Origin of the sequence: Candidatus Thiothrix sulfatifontis (assembly GCA_022828425.1) — a bacterium.
Taxonomy (GTDB): domain Bacteria; phylum Pseudomonadota; class Gammaproteobacteria; order Thiotrichales; family Thiotrichaceae; genus Thiothrix; species Thiothrix sulfatifontis.
Genome location: CP094685.1, coordinates 1,313,512 through 1,328,562 on the forward strand (window position 1 = coordinate 1,313,512; position 15,051 = coordinate 1,328,562).

Genomic DNA, 15,051 nt, shown 5'->3' on the forward strand with positions numbered 1-15,051 from the left:
ATGTGTGGGGGCGTGATAGCGGTGGTGACTAAGCGGGTTTTTGCAGAAAGGTTGCGGAGAATTTGCGCCATTTATCCAGTATTTCCTTACGCTTTGGAACATCGCGTTCGTGTTTTAACTGATGGTACGTGGCAATGTATTCTTGGCGTAAGGTTGTGAACGGTTGGCTGTTGTATTCAGCTTCAATCCATTGGCGTTCTGCGGGGGTGGGTTCATGCAGGTATTCTTGAATTTCCCTTAGGTAACTGTTGTCGGCTTGGGTTGACCCGTGCCATATATCCAGTGTGTCGATGGGTTTGTTGAACAGGAATGGCAGCAGGTACAAATTGTTGAGCATGACGATTTGTAGGCGGTAACGTGCTTGTACTGTGTTGCCAGCCCGAAATTCAGCCAGTGCCCAATACAAATCGAAGACGGGTTCGCCGATGTCATCATCGAACTCTTCTTCAAACCATGAGTAAAAGGCTAATGCTTTGTCATTATCGCCAGCCAATATGTAATAGACGGGGGCGAGGTAGCGTTTGCCTGAGCCGTCGTTGATGTATCCGTATTGTTGTTTTTCTTTGAGGAGTTCGCGCTTTGCTCTCTTGGCGCGTTCGCGGTAGCGTTTGAGTTCTTCTGGGGTCATGGGATTCCTGTTGATTAAGCGCACTTTTTGATGACAGCAGGCTTGCGTGGTGGAAAAGATACCCGCTTCCGCGTTGATTTTTCTTGCCTTGCTTTAATATCTTCAAAGATGGCATCTAAGTCATGTTTAAATTGTGCTGCATATTGGTTACGCAATTCGCGTGTTTCTCTGATAATAGGATCCACGGTTTTTCTTCCACCACTCGATTGTTGTGTTCTGGTTCGCCATTGCCCGAATGTTGTTGCTTGGTCTGACAGTGAGATAACTGGGAATTGACGTTTCGATGTAGACTCTGGGCTTCATGCTTGCTTCCGGCGATGCGTGATGTCCCAGTTTATCACAAATTCTGGATGTGGCGGCATGGGCTAAATCAAAGGATAGGGGGGCGGATTCGATTGATTTCACTGAATCCGCTTTAGATTTTGCCGTCGATTAATCTATTCTGCCCCTTTTGATATTGATATTACCGACGCAGTGTTGGTGATGTTGGCAGGTATACTCAAAGTCCGGCACATACTGACCGTGGATGAGCGGGATTTCTCGGTATACCGGCTTGCTGATGGCAGTTGCTTTGAACGATTGTGGATTTAGGTTTAGCTACATGAAACCTAATGCGGCGAAAGCAGCGGCATAGTCCGTCTGTTTGGCAGATAATGCCGTAATGGATTATCTGCTGTTGTTCACTTCGGTGTTACTCGCCGTTACTTTGATTTCCGCTCAATGGGAAGCCCTGCTCATTGGGTTATTGCTCAACGAACAGGATGCGTTTTGGCTGCTAATTGCGGTGGCGACGTTGGGCAATACGCTGGATTCGGTGATTAATTGGTGGCTGAGGCGCATCAACCTACCCCTCCTTTCTCCACCGTTCTACTATTTTATCAAACGTAATGTCTTTCCAACTTTCAGCCCATTCCTTATAAGTATCGATACTTGCAGATTTAGGCTCAGGGTTTGGCTTAGGCAACTGGACTAGACTTGGAATGATTACTGAATCACCAACAACAAAGGCTTCACCTTGGTTGAGCGACGGCAGTAAATCTATAAGGCTACTTGAGCTATCAGGCAACAAAGCTTTTATGTAGTTCTGATCGACTCTATTTGTAAGTCGCATGGCTACAAAATTATTGCACTGAGAGAATATCGTTTCTGATACTTCTGACGGTCGTTGACTCACAACCATTAGGCTAAGTCCATACTTACGTCCTTCTTTTGCAATTCTCTCAATAGACTTCTTAGAAGCCTTAAATTCCGCACTGATTGTCTTTGGAATATAGTTGTGAGCTTCCTCACAAACAATTAAAAAGGGAACATCGTTGGTTTGATCTGTGGCATGTCTTATTTTCGAGTAATGAAATGCAAAATCAAACATCAACCTAGATATAAGACTTACGGTTATACTTAAAACTTCGAATGGTATACCGCTTAAGTCTACAATAGTAACATTAGCTTTATGAATATATCCTAAGAATTGCTTTAACACTTCATTGAAGTCATTCGTCTTATATGCTGAGCCGTCGTTTTTAATAGGATTAAGCAAAAAACCTAGCCTCCTATCATTTAGCTTGGTCTCTAATCTTGATATAAACCGGTCAAACTCACCATTAAATCCCCCATCCTTGGATATTTTTGCATCAAGCTTTGGATGCTTAGAATTTCCAGTTGATGATAAAAAATTAATTTTCTTCCAAAGACGCTCTTCGTCAAATTTGACATCCTCATCTAGTGTTGCAAAATACTTTAGATTGTTTTTTTCATAGACAGTCAAATTATTCTTATTGAAAATATAGTTATAAACTTCCTCGATGCTGAAAAAAACAGGAGAGTCATATGTAACTTTATCTAAATCAGGATTGTGCTTCTCCTTATTTAGAGTGACTGCTTGCTTAAACTGGGATACTTGATTGTGTGAGTTTTGTTCATTGCTTTCAATGAAAATAGATTCTAATTCTTCTGCATTCATTAGCCAATATGGGAGCTTTAAATTGTCAACATCAAGCTTGTTAAGGCTGAACTTTTCTTCATCGTCAACAGTGAAGGCTGACGAATACTCTGAGTGGATATCAAATATTATGACATGAGCGTTCTTTTGCGTGTCCTTATTCGAGTTTTTTGCATTGGAAATACCAACGGCGTTTTGAATGAGGCTTGCCACTGCGCACGACTTTCCTGATCCTGTAGACCCTACGATCCCAATATGCTTACCAAAAAACCTATCACCATCAATACAAAACGGCACAGTAGGATTTCCTGATAGCCTACCAACTTCAAAGCCAAAATTACTATCATCTGAAAAGATTATGGAAAGATCTTCGGAACTGAAGCAATGCGCAATTTCCGTAGGGACTGGCAATACTTGAGTTCCTCTTTTGAATTCAAAAATATCGTCATTTTTTATAAGAGCGCCGACTGGAGAAGCTTCTATCACAAAACTCCATTCGACAGAGCCATTTTTCTCGAATTTTTGAGCCGTCAAGTTATTAATGACTGCAACTGCATAATTGTGATTGCCATCTTCAATTTTCAGGAATTTACCAACTTGTAAATCAGTCTTGTTTTCTTCAAGAGTCTTAAGATTACCAATTCCAATTGATATTTTCTCTGGAGAACTTGATAATACGTGTCCAATTTTACTCATGGCTATTCCTCATCCCTATTACATATTCAAGTTCATTAAAGTTGCTTGTTCCAACTTGGTATAAATTCACGTCAGTTAGCTCAATACTATTTGGTATTTTGTTACTAACCAAATAAAAGTCATCACCTTTTCTATGATTTATTGCCTCTTGTTCAGATTCCATTGCTAGCAACCTAAAATCGAACTCTCGCTCCTCAACACGATTACCAATAATTTTTCGCATTGGATCCCTGTAAAAATATTCTACTTCAAAAAAGTTTCCAACAAGCCCCGTGTTTGCTTTCAATCCTTTCTTGTATAATCGGGACTCAAGATCCCTGATGGCTTCGAAATTGTCGTTGATAATAAATGTTGGTGCCTTAAGGTGGCTCGGCTTAGAATAGTATTTATTTATATAGTTTCCAAAAAATACGACAACTCTTTCTTCATAGTCATTGATTTCGTTTTTATTAATATAAAAATATCTGTCCCGGCTGTTTTGAGAGAAAGAAGTAGATAGTTGTTGTTTGATACGCTTGAGTATTTCGCTTCGATTTTTTAGTGCTAGTGTCCATTTGGATATTGCTGTATATGTAGCGTTTGAAAGGTACTTATATAATTCAGTCTTTGTTATCTGCCTCTTCTTCTCATCTTTAATGCTCGACAATTTTGCAATTTTTGCTATCGAATTTGGATAAAGTAACGTATCAACATCACTTCCTTGAATTTCGAGCAACTCTAGGGCGGCTTTCGTGTTGTCTTCAATTTCATCTAAAGAAGGACCAAAAACAATCCTTGTATTCTTTAAGAATTCACCCTTGTCGAATTTTGTTGAAATTCTCGATGCGATTTTTGATAAGGATTTATCAGTGGTGGTTAAAGCAGAATATAGAGTTGAAGGCTCAATCTTTTTCTCACCATGATTTTCATTCGGGACATAAATAAAAATTGTGTATTTAATCTTTGCCGTTGGATTTTTATCGAAAGCTTCTGCCATTTGGAGTAAAGGCTTGAATATTAGGCTTGGTATAAACTTATCTTTTGACTCATGGTATTTGCATTGAATAGCCTCTAGTTCACCACCGGCGGTTAGAACATCTACGTCTTCCACTACACCTTCAACGGTAATTATGTCCTCTCTGTCAGCATTAACTATCTCAAGAATGGTTTTATTAAATTGATATAAAAAACCTTTAATCGTGCTATCAGCAATTCTATCTGACATTAAGCATTATTTCCTTTTGTCTGTTGTTTTGGTAGAGCTATTTTGGTACCTAACGTTAAATAATTTTATGCTGTGTGCGGCAGCACTGGGCATAAATGTCTTGTTGGATGGCGTTTAGGAATCTCAGAACAGGCAGCCTTCCCTCAACCAACAAGCAGAGACTATCCATTTAGTTCGTCAAGTGTTCCTCGTATTTTGGGATTGTGGTTGCCGTCTTTCAAAGAGCACCATACGAATCGTAAACACGCTACCGCCCTACCACGTCGAAACCAGCATAGGGTCAGTCGCGTGTTGTTATGATTGCTATGGCGTGTATTGGGTTGTCGCCAACATTTGACGAACTGCCTAAAACTCTATCATAAGTTGATGATTGAATCCTATAAATAAAACACACATTCGCAGCAAAATACCGCCATTTTGCCACTTGTGCTAATTTCAAACGAAGAACTCGTTTAGGAGAAAGTCCGATGCTACCAGTACACCCACGCGATTACCTCAGCGTCGAAGATTACCTCGCAGGCGAACGCGAGAGCGAACAGCGATACGAATATGTCGAGGGAAAGGTGTACGCAAGGGCGGCAGCAAGCACCAACCATAATCGTATTTCAGGCAACTTGTATGCGTTGATCTGGTATTACCAGCGCGGTAAATCCTGTTTCCCGATGACCAGTGACATGCTGGTGAAAACCACCGCCAAGCGTTTTCGCTATCCCGATTTGATGGTGGTGTGTGACGATGACCCATCGCAAGATACCTATGTCCGCGAAAGCCCGATTCTGATTGTGGAGGTGCTATCAGGCAGCACCCACCGCAAGGATAAAACCGAAAAACGCGCCGAATACCTCGCCTTGCCCAGCCTGTTGGAATACGTGCTGATCGAGCAAGACATTGCCGAAGTGGTGGTACAACGGCGCAGCGAGGCATGGCGTTCCACCTATTACTACCCCGGCTCAACCGTCACGCTGGAATCCATCGGCTTAACGGTCGCGGTCGAAGCGATTTACGAGCGCGTGGACAACGCAGATATGCGCGTGTTCTGGGCAGAATCAACCGCCAAAACGTAAGCCTAATGGCTACTATTGATCGAATTTTTGTAGTATTGTTTCTACAATGACTTAATGCAAGAGGTGTTGTCATGATCACGACCCTTTCCAGCCGCGAATTCAATCAGGATGCCAGCCGTGCCAAGAAAGCGGCACTCAATGGCCCGGTATTTATCACTGACCGGGGCAAACCCGCCCACGTGTTACTCAGTATTGGAGAATACCTGCGCATCATTGGTCAGCAGGTGAGTATCGTTGACTTGTTAGCAATGCCAGCAGCGGCTGACATCGAATTCGAGCCACCACGTTTGAGCGGCAAACTGTACCAGTCTGCGGAGTTACTCTGATGTATGTGTTGGATACCAACGTGGTTTCCGAACTACGCAAAGCTAAAACCGGCAAGGCAGACCCGCACGTCGTCACTTGGGCGCAAAGCGTGCCTGCTACTAGCTTGTTTGTGTCGGCAATCAGCATTTTGGAGCTGGAAACCGGCATCTTATTGCTGGAACGGCGCGATGCTACCCAAGGTGCAATCTTACGTCAGTGGTTGGAAACCCAAGTGTTGCCCAGCTTTGCTAAACGTGTGTTGGCAGTGGATACCGCTGTTGCGCGGCAATGTGCCAGCCTGCATGTGCCAGACCCGCGCTCAGATCGGGATGCACTGATTGCGGCAACCGCGATGGTTCACGGGATGACGGTTGTGACCCGCAATGTGGATGATTTCAAACCGACAGGCGTTGAGATCGTGAATCCGTGGGAATACTAACGCCACTGAAATTCCCCATTCCAGTGCAAACCTCCCCACCCACTCCCTAAGTTAGCGCATCCTCACACCCGCACCCAATCCTCTTACCCCCTTCACCCCTTGCGGGGGAAGGGCTGGGGAAGGGGGGTAACGGCGCAGCCGCCCTTGGCACAACCCTTGCATAACTCCCCACAACAAGCTGCCCCCCGGTCAACGGCGATCGAGGTACAGCCCACCACGCACTGTTGCGTGACACACATATCACGGGTAACGAAGCCCTGAACCCTACGCCCTCTCCGGCGTAACGGTTCAGGGCTTTTTTGTTTTCAGGAGACGCAACAATGCAGAAAGAAAATCTAGTACTGATCGGCAACGGCATGGCAGGGGTACGCACCCTCGAAGAACTGCTCAAACTGGCCCCCGACCACTACAACATCACAGTATTCGGCGAAGAACCTTACGGCAATTACAACCGCATCATGCTCTCGCCGGTACTGGCCAGTGAAAAGACCATCGAGCAAATCATGCTCAACGGCGAACAGTGGTACATCGACAACGGCATCACCTTGCACAAAGGCAAAAAGGTCGAGCAAATCAACCGTGCCCGCCGCGAAGTCATCGCTACCGACGGCACGGTAGCGCATTACGACCGCCTGATTATTGCCACGGGTTCCGTGCCGTTCATGCTGCCCTTGCCCGGTGCGGATAAAGCGGGCGTGATCGGTTTCCGCGACATCAAAGACGTGGACACCATGCTCGACACCGCGAGCCAGTATCAACACGCGGTCGTCATCGGCGGCGGCTTGCTGGGGCTGGAAGCGGCGAATGGCTTGATGAAGCAAGGCATGAACGTCACCGTCGTCCACCTGCTCGACACCCTGATGGAACGCCAGCTCGACAAACCCGCCGCCGCCATGCTGCAAAAATCGCTGGCAGAGCGCGGCATGACTTTCCTGATGGAACACAGCACCGCTGAAATCCTTGGGCAAGAGCGCGTTACCGCCGTGCGTTTCAAAAACGGCACCGAAATTCCCGCCGATCTCGTGGTGATGGCAGTCGGCATCAAACCCAACACCGAACTTGGCAAATCCGCCGGCTTGTATTGCGAACGCGGCATCGTGGTTAGCGACACCATGCAAACTATCACCGACCCGAAAATCTACGCGATTGGCGAATGCGTGCAACATCGCGGCATTGCCTACGGCTTGGTTGCACCGCTGTTTGAGCAAGCCAAAGTTGCTGCCAATCACCTCGCCAAACATGGCATTGCCCGCTACGTGGGGACGGTGACATCCACCAAACTCAAAGTGACGGGGATTGAGTTGTTTTCCGCTGGCGACTTTATCGGCAACGATAAGACCGAAGACATTGTGTTTAAAGACGCAGCGTCCGGCACGTACAAAAAGATCGTGCTGCAAGACAATCAGGTCAAGGGCGCGGTGCTGTACGGCGATACGGTCGATGGCAGTTGGTATTTCCAATTGATGAAAGACGGCACGGACGTATCCGCCTTCCGCGACACCCTGCTATTCGGGCAACACCACTTGGGCGATTCCGGGCATAACCCCGACACCCGCGTTGCCAGCTTGCCGGACAATGCCGAAATTTGCGGCTGTAACGGCGTGTGCAAAGGCGACATCGTAAAAGCCATTACCGAGAAAAAACTGTTCACGCTGGATGAAGTACGGGCGCATACCAAGGCATCGGCTTCGTGCGGCTCGTGTACCGGCTTGGTCGAATCCTTGCTGGCGCATACCGTTGGCGGCGACTATTCCGCTACGCCGAAAACCAAACCGCTGTGCAAATGCACCGATTACACCCATGACGACATCCGCCACGGCATTATTCAGCACAGCCTGAAAACCATGCCTGCGGTGCGTGAACATTTCGAGTGGAAAACGCCGGATGGTTGCCCGTCGTGCCGGAACGCACTCAATTATTACCTGCTGTGCGCTTACCCGACTGAATACGTGGACGATGCGCAATCGCGCTACATCAACGAACGCGCTCACGGCAATATCCAGAAAGACGGGTCGTATTCGGTCGTGCCGCGCATGTTTGGCGGGATGTGTACCTCCGACCAATTACGCGCCATTGCCGACGTTGCCGACAAATACCAAGTGCCGACCATGAAAGTCACGGGCGGGCAGCGTATTGATATGTTCGGCATCAAAAAAGAACAATTGCCTGCGATGTGGAAGGATTTGAGCGCGGCGGGTTTCGTGTCGGGTCACGCTTACGGCAAGGCAATGCGTACCGTGAAAACTTGTGTCGGCAGCGAATGGTGTCGTTTCGGCACACAAGATTCCACCGGACTCGGCGTAAAGCTGGAAGAGCTGACATGGGGTTCGTGGATGCCGCACAAGTTCAAGCTGGCAGTCTCCGGTTGCCCGCGCAACTGTGCGGAAGCGACCATCAAGGACATTGGCGTGGTGTGCGTCGATTCCGGCTACGAGCTGCACATCGGCGGCAACGGCGGTATCAAAGTGCGTGTCACCGACTTGCTGTGCAAAGTCGCCACTGAGGAGGAAGTGCTGGAATACACCGGCGCGTTCTGCCAGTTCTACCGCGAAGACGCGCATTATCTGGAACGCACCGCCCCGTGGATTGAGCGCGTCGGCTTGGAAAAGGTCAAAACCGCGATTTTAGGCGATGCCGCCAACCGCAAAGCCTTGTACGAGCGTTTCCTGATTTCGCAACAGCCCGCGCAAATCGACCCGTGGAAAGCCCGCGCCGACGGTGCAGAAGCCGCTGAATTCACCCCGATCATGATCGAAGCCTAGGAGTACACAATAATGAGCAAATGGATAGAAGTCGTCGAATTAAACAAAATTCCGGTACTCGGTTCGCGCCTGATCAAAACCCGTGACACCGACATCGCCGTGTTTCGCGGGTCGGATGATCAGGTGTACGCGATTCGCGACGCTTGCCCGCACAAAGGCGGGCCGTTGTCGCAGGGGATTATGCACGGCTCGACCGTCACTTGCCCGTTGCACAACTGGAAGATCGACCTGAGCAGCGGCAATGCGCTTGCGCCGGATCATGGGTGTAGCAATGTGTTTGCGGTGAAGGTGGAGGGGGGCAGGGTGTTTCTTCAGCTTTAAGACACCCTCACCCCCCAGCCCCCTCTCCCAGAGGTAGAGGGGGAGCAAGATAAAGATGGCTCTCTTCTCTTAGCCCCTCTACCTCTGGGAGAGGGGTTGGGGTGAGGGTTCTTAAGGAATGATTTATGCAAACCAAAACCATCTGCCCCTACTGCGGCGTAGGCTGCGGGGTCATCGTCGAACAAGACGCGGCGGGCGCATTTAAGGTGCGCCCCGACAAGGAACACCCCGCCAACCTCGGCAGGCTGTGTTCCAAAGGCACAGCCTTGGCGGAAACGCTCGACCACCCGCAACGCTTGCTCTACCCCGAAATCGACGGGCAGCGCGTGAGCTGGGATGTGGCAACGTCCACCATTGCCAGCCGTTTCCAGCAGATCATCGCGGCACACGGCGCAGACGCGGTGGCGTTCTACGTCTCCGGTCAACTGCTGACCGAAGATTATTACGTTGCCAACAAGCTGATGAAAGGCTACCTCGGCGCGGCGAATATCGACACCAATTCACGCCTGTGCATGTCGTCGGCAGTGGCAGCACACAAACGCGCTTTTGGCGAAGACCTCGTGTCATGCAGCTACGAAGATTTGGAAGCGGCGGAACTCATCGTGTTGGTGGGCAGCAATACCGCGTGGTGTCACCCCGTGCTGTACCAGCGCATGGTCAAAGCGAAAAAGTACAATGCCGCGTTAAAAGTGGTCACGATTGACCCGCGCCGTACCCAAACTGCCGACCTTGCCGATTTGCACTTGGGGCTTGCCCCCGGCACCGATGCGTTCCTGTTCAACGGCTTGCTGAACTGGTTGGCGGAAAATGGGCATACCGATGCCGCGTTCGTCAGCCAATCTACCAACGGTATGGAACAGGCGGTGGATTTGGCGAAAACCACAGCGTCTTCAGTGCAAGCCGTCGCAACCCAATGCAATCTCGCGGTTGAAGCCGTGGAACAGTTCTTCAAGCTGTTTGCAGCGACGCAACGGGTGGTCACGGTGTTTTCGCAAGGCATCAACCAATCCTCCAGCGGCGTGGACAAAGGCAATGCGCTGATCAATTGCCACTTGCTGACGGGGCGTATCGGCAAAGTTGGGGCTGGCGCGTTTTCGTTCACCGGACAACCGAATGCGATGGGCGGGCGCGAAGTCGGCGGGCTTGCCAACCAGCTTGCCGCGCATCTCGACATCGACAACCCGCAGCACCGCGACTTGGTGCAACGTTTCTGGCAATCGCCGCGCATTGCGCCACAGGCAGGATTGAAAGCGGTGGATTTGTTCCAAGCGATGGAAGCGGGCAAGGTCAAAGCGGTGTGGATTATGGGTACAAATCCGGCGGTGAGTTTGCCGGACAGTGCGCAAGTGCGCCGCGCCTTGCTGGCGTGCGAACTGGTGGTGGTATCCGATTGCGTGCGCAATACCGATACCGTGGATTTGGCGCATATCCGTTTGCCCGCGCTGACATGGGGTGAACGCGACGGCACGGTGACGAACAGCGACCGCACGATTTCACGCCAACCGCCGTTTTTGCCTGCACCGGGCGAGGCCAAGCAGGATTGGAAAATCTTGGCTGACGTGGCGCAGGCAATGGGCTTTGGTGCGGCGTTTGCGTATCAATCCGCCCACGAAATTTTCCGCGAACATGCTGCGCTTTCCGCGTTTGAAAATCACGGCGCACGTTGCTTCAACCTGGGCGCGTGGCAAACGCTGACAGCAGCGGATTACGACCAGTTACCACCGACGCAATGGCCGCTGGATGCCGCAGGGCAGGGGACGACACGCTTGTTTGCCGATGGCAAATTTTTCACCCCATCCGGCAAGGCGCAATTCATCGCCGTGCAACCGCGTTTGCCGCAATCACAACGCACGCCCGCATTCCCGTTTGTGTTGAATACCGGGCGGGTGCGCGATCATTGGCACACGCTGACGCGCACTGGCATTTCGCCGCGCTTGTCCGCGCACGTCGCCGAACCTTACGTGGAAATGCACCCCTGTGATGCACGGGATCAAGGCTTGCAAGACGGCGGGATTGCACGGATCTACACCGCCACCCAATCCATCTTGGTCAAGGTGAAAACCAGCCGTGACCAGCAACGCGGCAGCTTGTTTGTGCCGATGCACTGGAGCGGGCAATTCAGCGGCGCGGCAGGCGTGGGGGCGTTGATTCCGGCAATTGTTGACCCGATTTCGGGGCAGCCGGAAGGCAAACACGCAGTGGTGGCGATTGAGGCGTATCAGGCAGCTTGGCAGGGTTTTTTGATTTCGCGAAGGAAATTAACTCCCCTCACCGATTACTGGACTGCCATCAAAGTCCCCAACGCTTGGCGTTACGAACTCGCCAGTCAACAACCGTCAGCAGATTGGGCAACCTTCGCCCGCGACCTGCTATGCCAACACGCCGACGACGTGAACTGGACGGAATACCTAGACGTGGCCCGCCAAACTTACCGCGCTGCGCGTTTCATCAGTGGGCAGTTAGAAAGCTGCTTGTTCATCAGCGCATCCGCCGCCCGTTTGCCCCCCCGCGATTGGCTGGTGAGCTTGTTTGCACAGGAAACGCTGTCCCCAGCCGATCGCGCCAGTTTGCTGGCAGGCAAACCGGCAGTGGCAGGCGAAGACAAAGGACGCACGGTGTGCGCGTGTTTCAACGTGGGCGAAAAAACCATCCGCAAGGCGATTGCGGAGCAGGGTTTGAGCAGTGTGGAGGCGATTGGGCGTTGCTTGAATGCAGGCACGAATTGCGGCTCGTGTTTGCCGGAATTGCAGGCGTTGTTGGGCTAAGATTAGACGCTGGTTGGTAACGTGCTGTACCATCCGCGCATGACCAACCCCCTGATGAAGAGCCACCCTTATGAAAATCGGCGTTACCAGCCAAAATTTGCGTACCGTTACCGGGCACGCCAGCAAAGCCCGCAGCTTTCTAATGTACGAATGGACTGCCGAGCAAGCGCTGCAACCCGTCGAGTCATTGGAGTTGCCGATGGAAATGTCGATCCACGCATGGGACAAGCGCGGTGATCACCCGCTGTTAGCGTTGGATTATTTGATCACCGGCCCCTGTGGGAAAAGTTTTATCAATCAGATGAAGCAATACGGCGTGCGGGTGAGAACCACGGATGAAACCGACCCGTTGGTGGCGGTGCAGGCGTTAGTGACGGCGGTTGTGCCGTGGGCGGGCAAGCGGGCGTGAACATTACCCAGATCAGCAGTTCAACCATGCAGGCAGAAGCCATTACTTTGCAACAGGCTGCCACCTCTAGCGGGATTGTCTGGCTGGATATTTACCCGCACGATGCTGGCTGGGAAGTGGAAGTCGAGGGATTATTGGGTTTCAGTCCCCCAACACCGTGCCATCCCGACGCGGATCAGCCCCGCCTTGCAAGCCCTGCGGGGTAATCACTACCCCGCTCAAGCCGGATGTCATGGTGCTGGTGGTGACTTCATAATCCCAAGGCTTCCAGCGCGGGTTGCATGGCAGCGGCAGATGTGCCTGGCTGGATATTTGCCGCACGATGCTGGCTGGGAAGTGGAAGTCGAAGAGATTATGGGTTTCAGTATTGATGAACAGCATGTGCAGGATGCGCAAAACTCAACCCATCCGCCTTTTTTCGACGCGGCTCAGCAATACGAAATGCTGGTTTTTCGGGGGCTGACCCACACAACCTTGCAACTGGGTAGCTTCCAGATTGAGTCATCGCCGATTGTATTTTTTGTGGCAGGCAATGTGCTGCTGAGTGCATACAACCCTCAAAACCGATTTTCACTTGTTACGCGCGCGTTGGTTACTGTAGCGCCTGCAAGGTGCGCTCCCGATCACCGCCGCCGGTATTTTGTGTCAGTTGCTGACGTGGCTGACTGACCGGTATCTCAACTTGCGACACCCGTTCGCCCAGCAATTAGAGCACTGGCAGACATTGGCCTGCTTTATTGAAGGCCGGTAGCCAGTTGCGTTACCGCTTGACCATGGTGAACCGCAGGAAGAAGCCTGGATGAATGGCTGGATGAAACCAACTGGAACTGGATTCGCGCACTGAAATACGCCTGAATGACGTGCTGGAACATTTCCGGCGGGTTAGCCGCGACGCGGAAATCTTTGCAAAATGATTTGTGTCAGATGCTGACGTGGCTGACTGACCAGTAGATCACTCGGCGACTACCCGTTTGCCCACCAATGAGAGCACTGCCGGGAACTGACGCTTGCACTCCGGATTCTGATTTCCGCCACTGGCCTGCTTTGTTGAAAGCCGGTAGCCAGTTGCATGCAGTTGCGCGCTATGACCGTGGTCTGAGCCGCCAGGAATGAAGCCTTGGATGAATGGGTGTTGCTCGCGCACTGAAACACGCCGGAATGACGTGCTGGAACATTTCCGGCGGGTTAGCCGCGACGCGGAAATCTTGCAAAATGATTCGGAAAGTCTGGTGCAAATCTATTTCTCGGCGACTAACCAGCGCACCAATGAAATCATTCGGGCACTGACGATTGCCTCCGTTGTTTTCTGCCACTGAATTTGCCGGCGGGTATTTTCGGCACGAATTTCGAGCATATGCCGGGACTGGCCTCGCAGTAATGGCTTTGTGTGGTTGATGCTAGGCATGTCGGGGATCTACGGTTCTCGGCGACTAACCAGCGCACCGATGGGAATCGTTCGGGTATTGACGATTGCCTCCGTTATTTTTCTGCCACTGAATCTGGTCGTGCTGGCGCTGGGTATTGCGTTGTTGGTGGTGGTGATCACGGGGTTGTTGTCGGTCGCTGGTGCGATGTTGAGCTTTTTTGATTACAGCTTGGTGCAGCGGGGCGAGCGTTATATCCAGCGCTGCGGCTTATTCACCCGCCACGAAGTGAGTATGAAACTGTCACGCTTGCAATGGGTGCAGTTGCAACAAAGTTGGCTGGATCGTGTGTTTGGGCGCTGCAATGTGCATTTCGAGCAAATTCAAGCACCACGGGCTGATTCAGCCGAAGCAGGGCGGATTACTGGTTCCTGCCGTTACACCGCTGGATGCGCAGGCGTTGCTGGCAGAGGCGTTGCCAGAGCAGCGTTTAGCTGGGGTGGTTGTTTCAGCCGATTGATTGGCGTTTTTTAATCCGACCGGTGTTGTTTTGTTTGGTGATGGTTGGGCTGTCACAATGGCTGTTGCGCCCTGACTCGCCGCTATTGGCAAACGTCGCGTTACTGATAGGGGCTTGGAGCGTTGGTTGTAGTGCTCCCATTCGGGTAATTTCATGGCACGGGTTTCAAGCGTTCCACCACTTTCGTGGCATACGACAGGTAAAACTCGCCCTGCGCATCGGTTTCATGGTCGAGCGTGATCGGGAGTTTCGCGCCTAAACTTTCCGCTGTATTGAGCCGATTTTGGAAAGCGGATTTGTTGCGTGCCAACCAGATAAATTCGCGGTGGGTAGGCTCAGTGAACACCATCACCAATAAGGCGGCATGGTCGGCTTGCATCACCGCACACAAGGCATTTTCAAAATCCTTCATGCGGGTGAGTTCTGCCGCGCTGGGCAAGCCTTCGGCGTCGAGTTCGGTAAATTCCCACAAGATGCTGAAGCGTTCCGGGTAGTTACGAAACGGGAAATTCACCCCCACATCCAGCAGCCGTAACAGGTGTAAACCGTCATCGGCGGCGGCTTGTTGGACAACTGTCCACACGGGTTCGGCGGGGTTGCTGGCATTGTCTGACATGGTATTGACCTGAACTGG

16 protein-coding genes are annotated in these 15,051 nt (G+C 51.0%); 11 read left to right on the forward strand and 5 right to left on the reverse strand.

The genetic code is table 11. The features are described 5' to 3' along the window. Positions 1-28 precede the first annotated feature (28 nt). The 4 genes from L3K52_06710 to L3K52_06725 form a co-directional block, all read right to left on the reverse strand. A complete protein-coding gene (locus L3K52_06710; GenBank protein UOG93419.1) occupies positions 29-628 on the reverse strand; it encodes a hypothetical protein in 600 nt (199 codons plus the stop codon). Positions 629-642: 14 nt separating this feature from the next. Beyond that, positions 643-813 carry a hypothetical protein gene (locus L3K52_06715; protein UOG93420.1) on the reverse strand — a complete coding sequence of 57 codons (171 nt, stop codon included), beginning with the start codon at positions 811-813 and terminating at the stop codon, positions 643-645. 659 nt (positions 814-1,472) lie between these two features. After that, positions 1,473-3,263, reverse strand: a complete 1,791-nt coding sequence (locus L3K52_06720; protein ID UOG93421.1) for an ATP-binding protein — start codon at positions 3,261-3,263, stop codon at positions 1,473-1,475. Then, on the reverse strand, positions 3,256-4,467 hold the full coding sequence (locus tag L3K52_06725) for a hypothetical protein (GenBank protein UOG93422.1): 1,212 nt from the start codon (positions 4,465-4,467) through the stop codon (positions 3,256-3,258). The genes L3K52_06720 and L3K52_06725 overlap by 8 nt, the downstream gene beginning before the upstream one ends. 467 nt (positions 4,468-4,934) lie before the next feature. On the opposite strand from L3K52_06725, the gene L3K52_06730 reads away from it, so the two are divergent. From L3K52_06730 to L3K52_06780, 11 genes are all read left to right on the forward strand, one after another. Further along, positions 4,935-5,531, forward strand: coding sequence for a Uma2 family endonuclease (locus L3K52_06730; GenBank protein UOG93423.1), 597 nt, complete (start codon positions 4,935-4,937; stop codon positions 5,529-5,531). A gap of 71 nt (positions 5,532-5,602) precedes the next feature. Continuing rightward, the gene (locus L3K52_06735; GenBank protein ID UOG93424.1) at positions 5,603-5,857 is read left to right on the forward strand and encodes a type II toxin-antitoxin system Phd/YefM family antitoxin; all 255 of its coding nucleotides are present in this window, start codon (positions 5,603-5,605) and stop codon (positions 5,855-5,857) included. Next, complete coding sequence (locus L3K52_06740) at positions 5,857-6,276, forward strand: type II toxin-antitoxin system VapC family toxin (protein UOG93425.1); 420 nt, start codon at positions 5,857-5,859, stop codon at positions 6,274-6,276. The genes L3K52_06735 and L3K52_06740 overlap by 1 nt, the downstream gene beginning before the upstream one ends. A gap of 320 nt (positions 6,277-6,596) precedes the next feature. After that, the gene (gene nirB, locus L3K52_06745; GenBank protein ID UOG93426.1) at positions 6,597-9,038 is read left to right on the forward strand and encodes a nitrite reductase large subunit NirB; all 2,442 of its coding nucleotides are present in this window, start codon (positions 6,597-6,599) and stop codon (positions 9,036-9,038) included. A gap of 12 nt (positions 9,039-9,050) precedes the next feature. Next, positions 9,051-9,359 carry a nitrite reductase small subunit NirD gene (nirD, locus tag L3K52_06750; GenBank protein UOG93427.1) on the forward strand — a complete coding sequence of 103 codons (309 nt, stop codon included), beginning with the start codon at positions 9,051-9,053 and terminating at the stop codon, positions 9,357-9,359. A 125-nt stretch (positions 9,360-9,484) separates the two neighbouring features. Beyond that, positions 9,485-12,124, forward strand: a complete 2,640-nt coding sequence (locus tag L3K52_06755; protein ID UOG93428.1) for a molybdopterin-dependent oxidoreductase — start codon at positions 9,485-9,487, stop codon at positions 12,122-12,124. Between the two features lie 70 nt (positions 12,125-12,194). Further along, positions 12,195-12,533, forward strand: a complete 339-nt coding sequence (locus tag L3K52_06760) for a nitrogen fixation protein (GenBank protein ID UOG93429.1) — start codon at positions 12,195-12,197, stop codon at positions 12,531-12,533. Then, the gene (locus L3K52_06765) at positions 12,530-12,739 is read left to right on the forward strand and encodes a hypothetical protein (GenBank protein ID UOG93430.1); all 210 of its coding nucleotides are present in this window, start codon (positions 12,530-12,532) and stop codon (positions 12,737-12,739) included. The genes L3K52_06760 and L3K52_06765 overlap by 4 nt, the downstream gene beginning before the upstream one ends. A gap of 88 nt (positions 12,740-12,827) precedes the next feature. After that, positions 12,828-13,202 carry a hypothetical protein gene (locus L3K52_06770; protein ID UOG93431.1) on the forward strand — a complete coding sequence of 125 codons (375 nt, stop codon included), beginning with the start codon at positions 12,828-12,830 and terminating at the stop codon, positions 13,200-13,202. 452 nt (positions 13,203-13,654) lie between these two features. After that, complete coding sequence (locus tag L3K52_06775) at positions 13,655-13,849, forward strand: hypothetical protein (protein ID UOG93432.1); 195 nt, start codon at positions 13,655-13,657, stop codon at positions 13,847-13,849. Positions 13,850-13,927: 78 nt separating this feature from the next. Next, the gene (locus L3K52_06780) at positions 13,928-14,431 is read left to right on the forward strand and encodes a PH domain-containing protein (protein ID UOG93975.1); all 504 of its coding nucleotides are present in this window, start codon (positions 13,928-13,930) and stop codon (positions 14,429-14,431) included. A 137-nt stretch (positions 14,432-14,568) separates the two neighbouring features. Here the strand turns inward: L3K52_06780 and L3K52_06785 are convergent, their stop codons facing one another. Next, the gene (locus L3K52_06785) at positions 14,569-15,033 is read right to left on the reverse strand and encodes a DUF695 domain-containing protein (protein ID UOG93433.1); all 465 of its coding nucleotides are present in this window, start codon (positions 15,031-15,033) and stop codon (positions 14,569-14,571) included. Positions 15,034-15,051 lie beyond the last annotated feature (18 nt).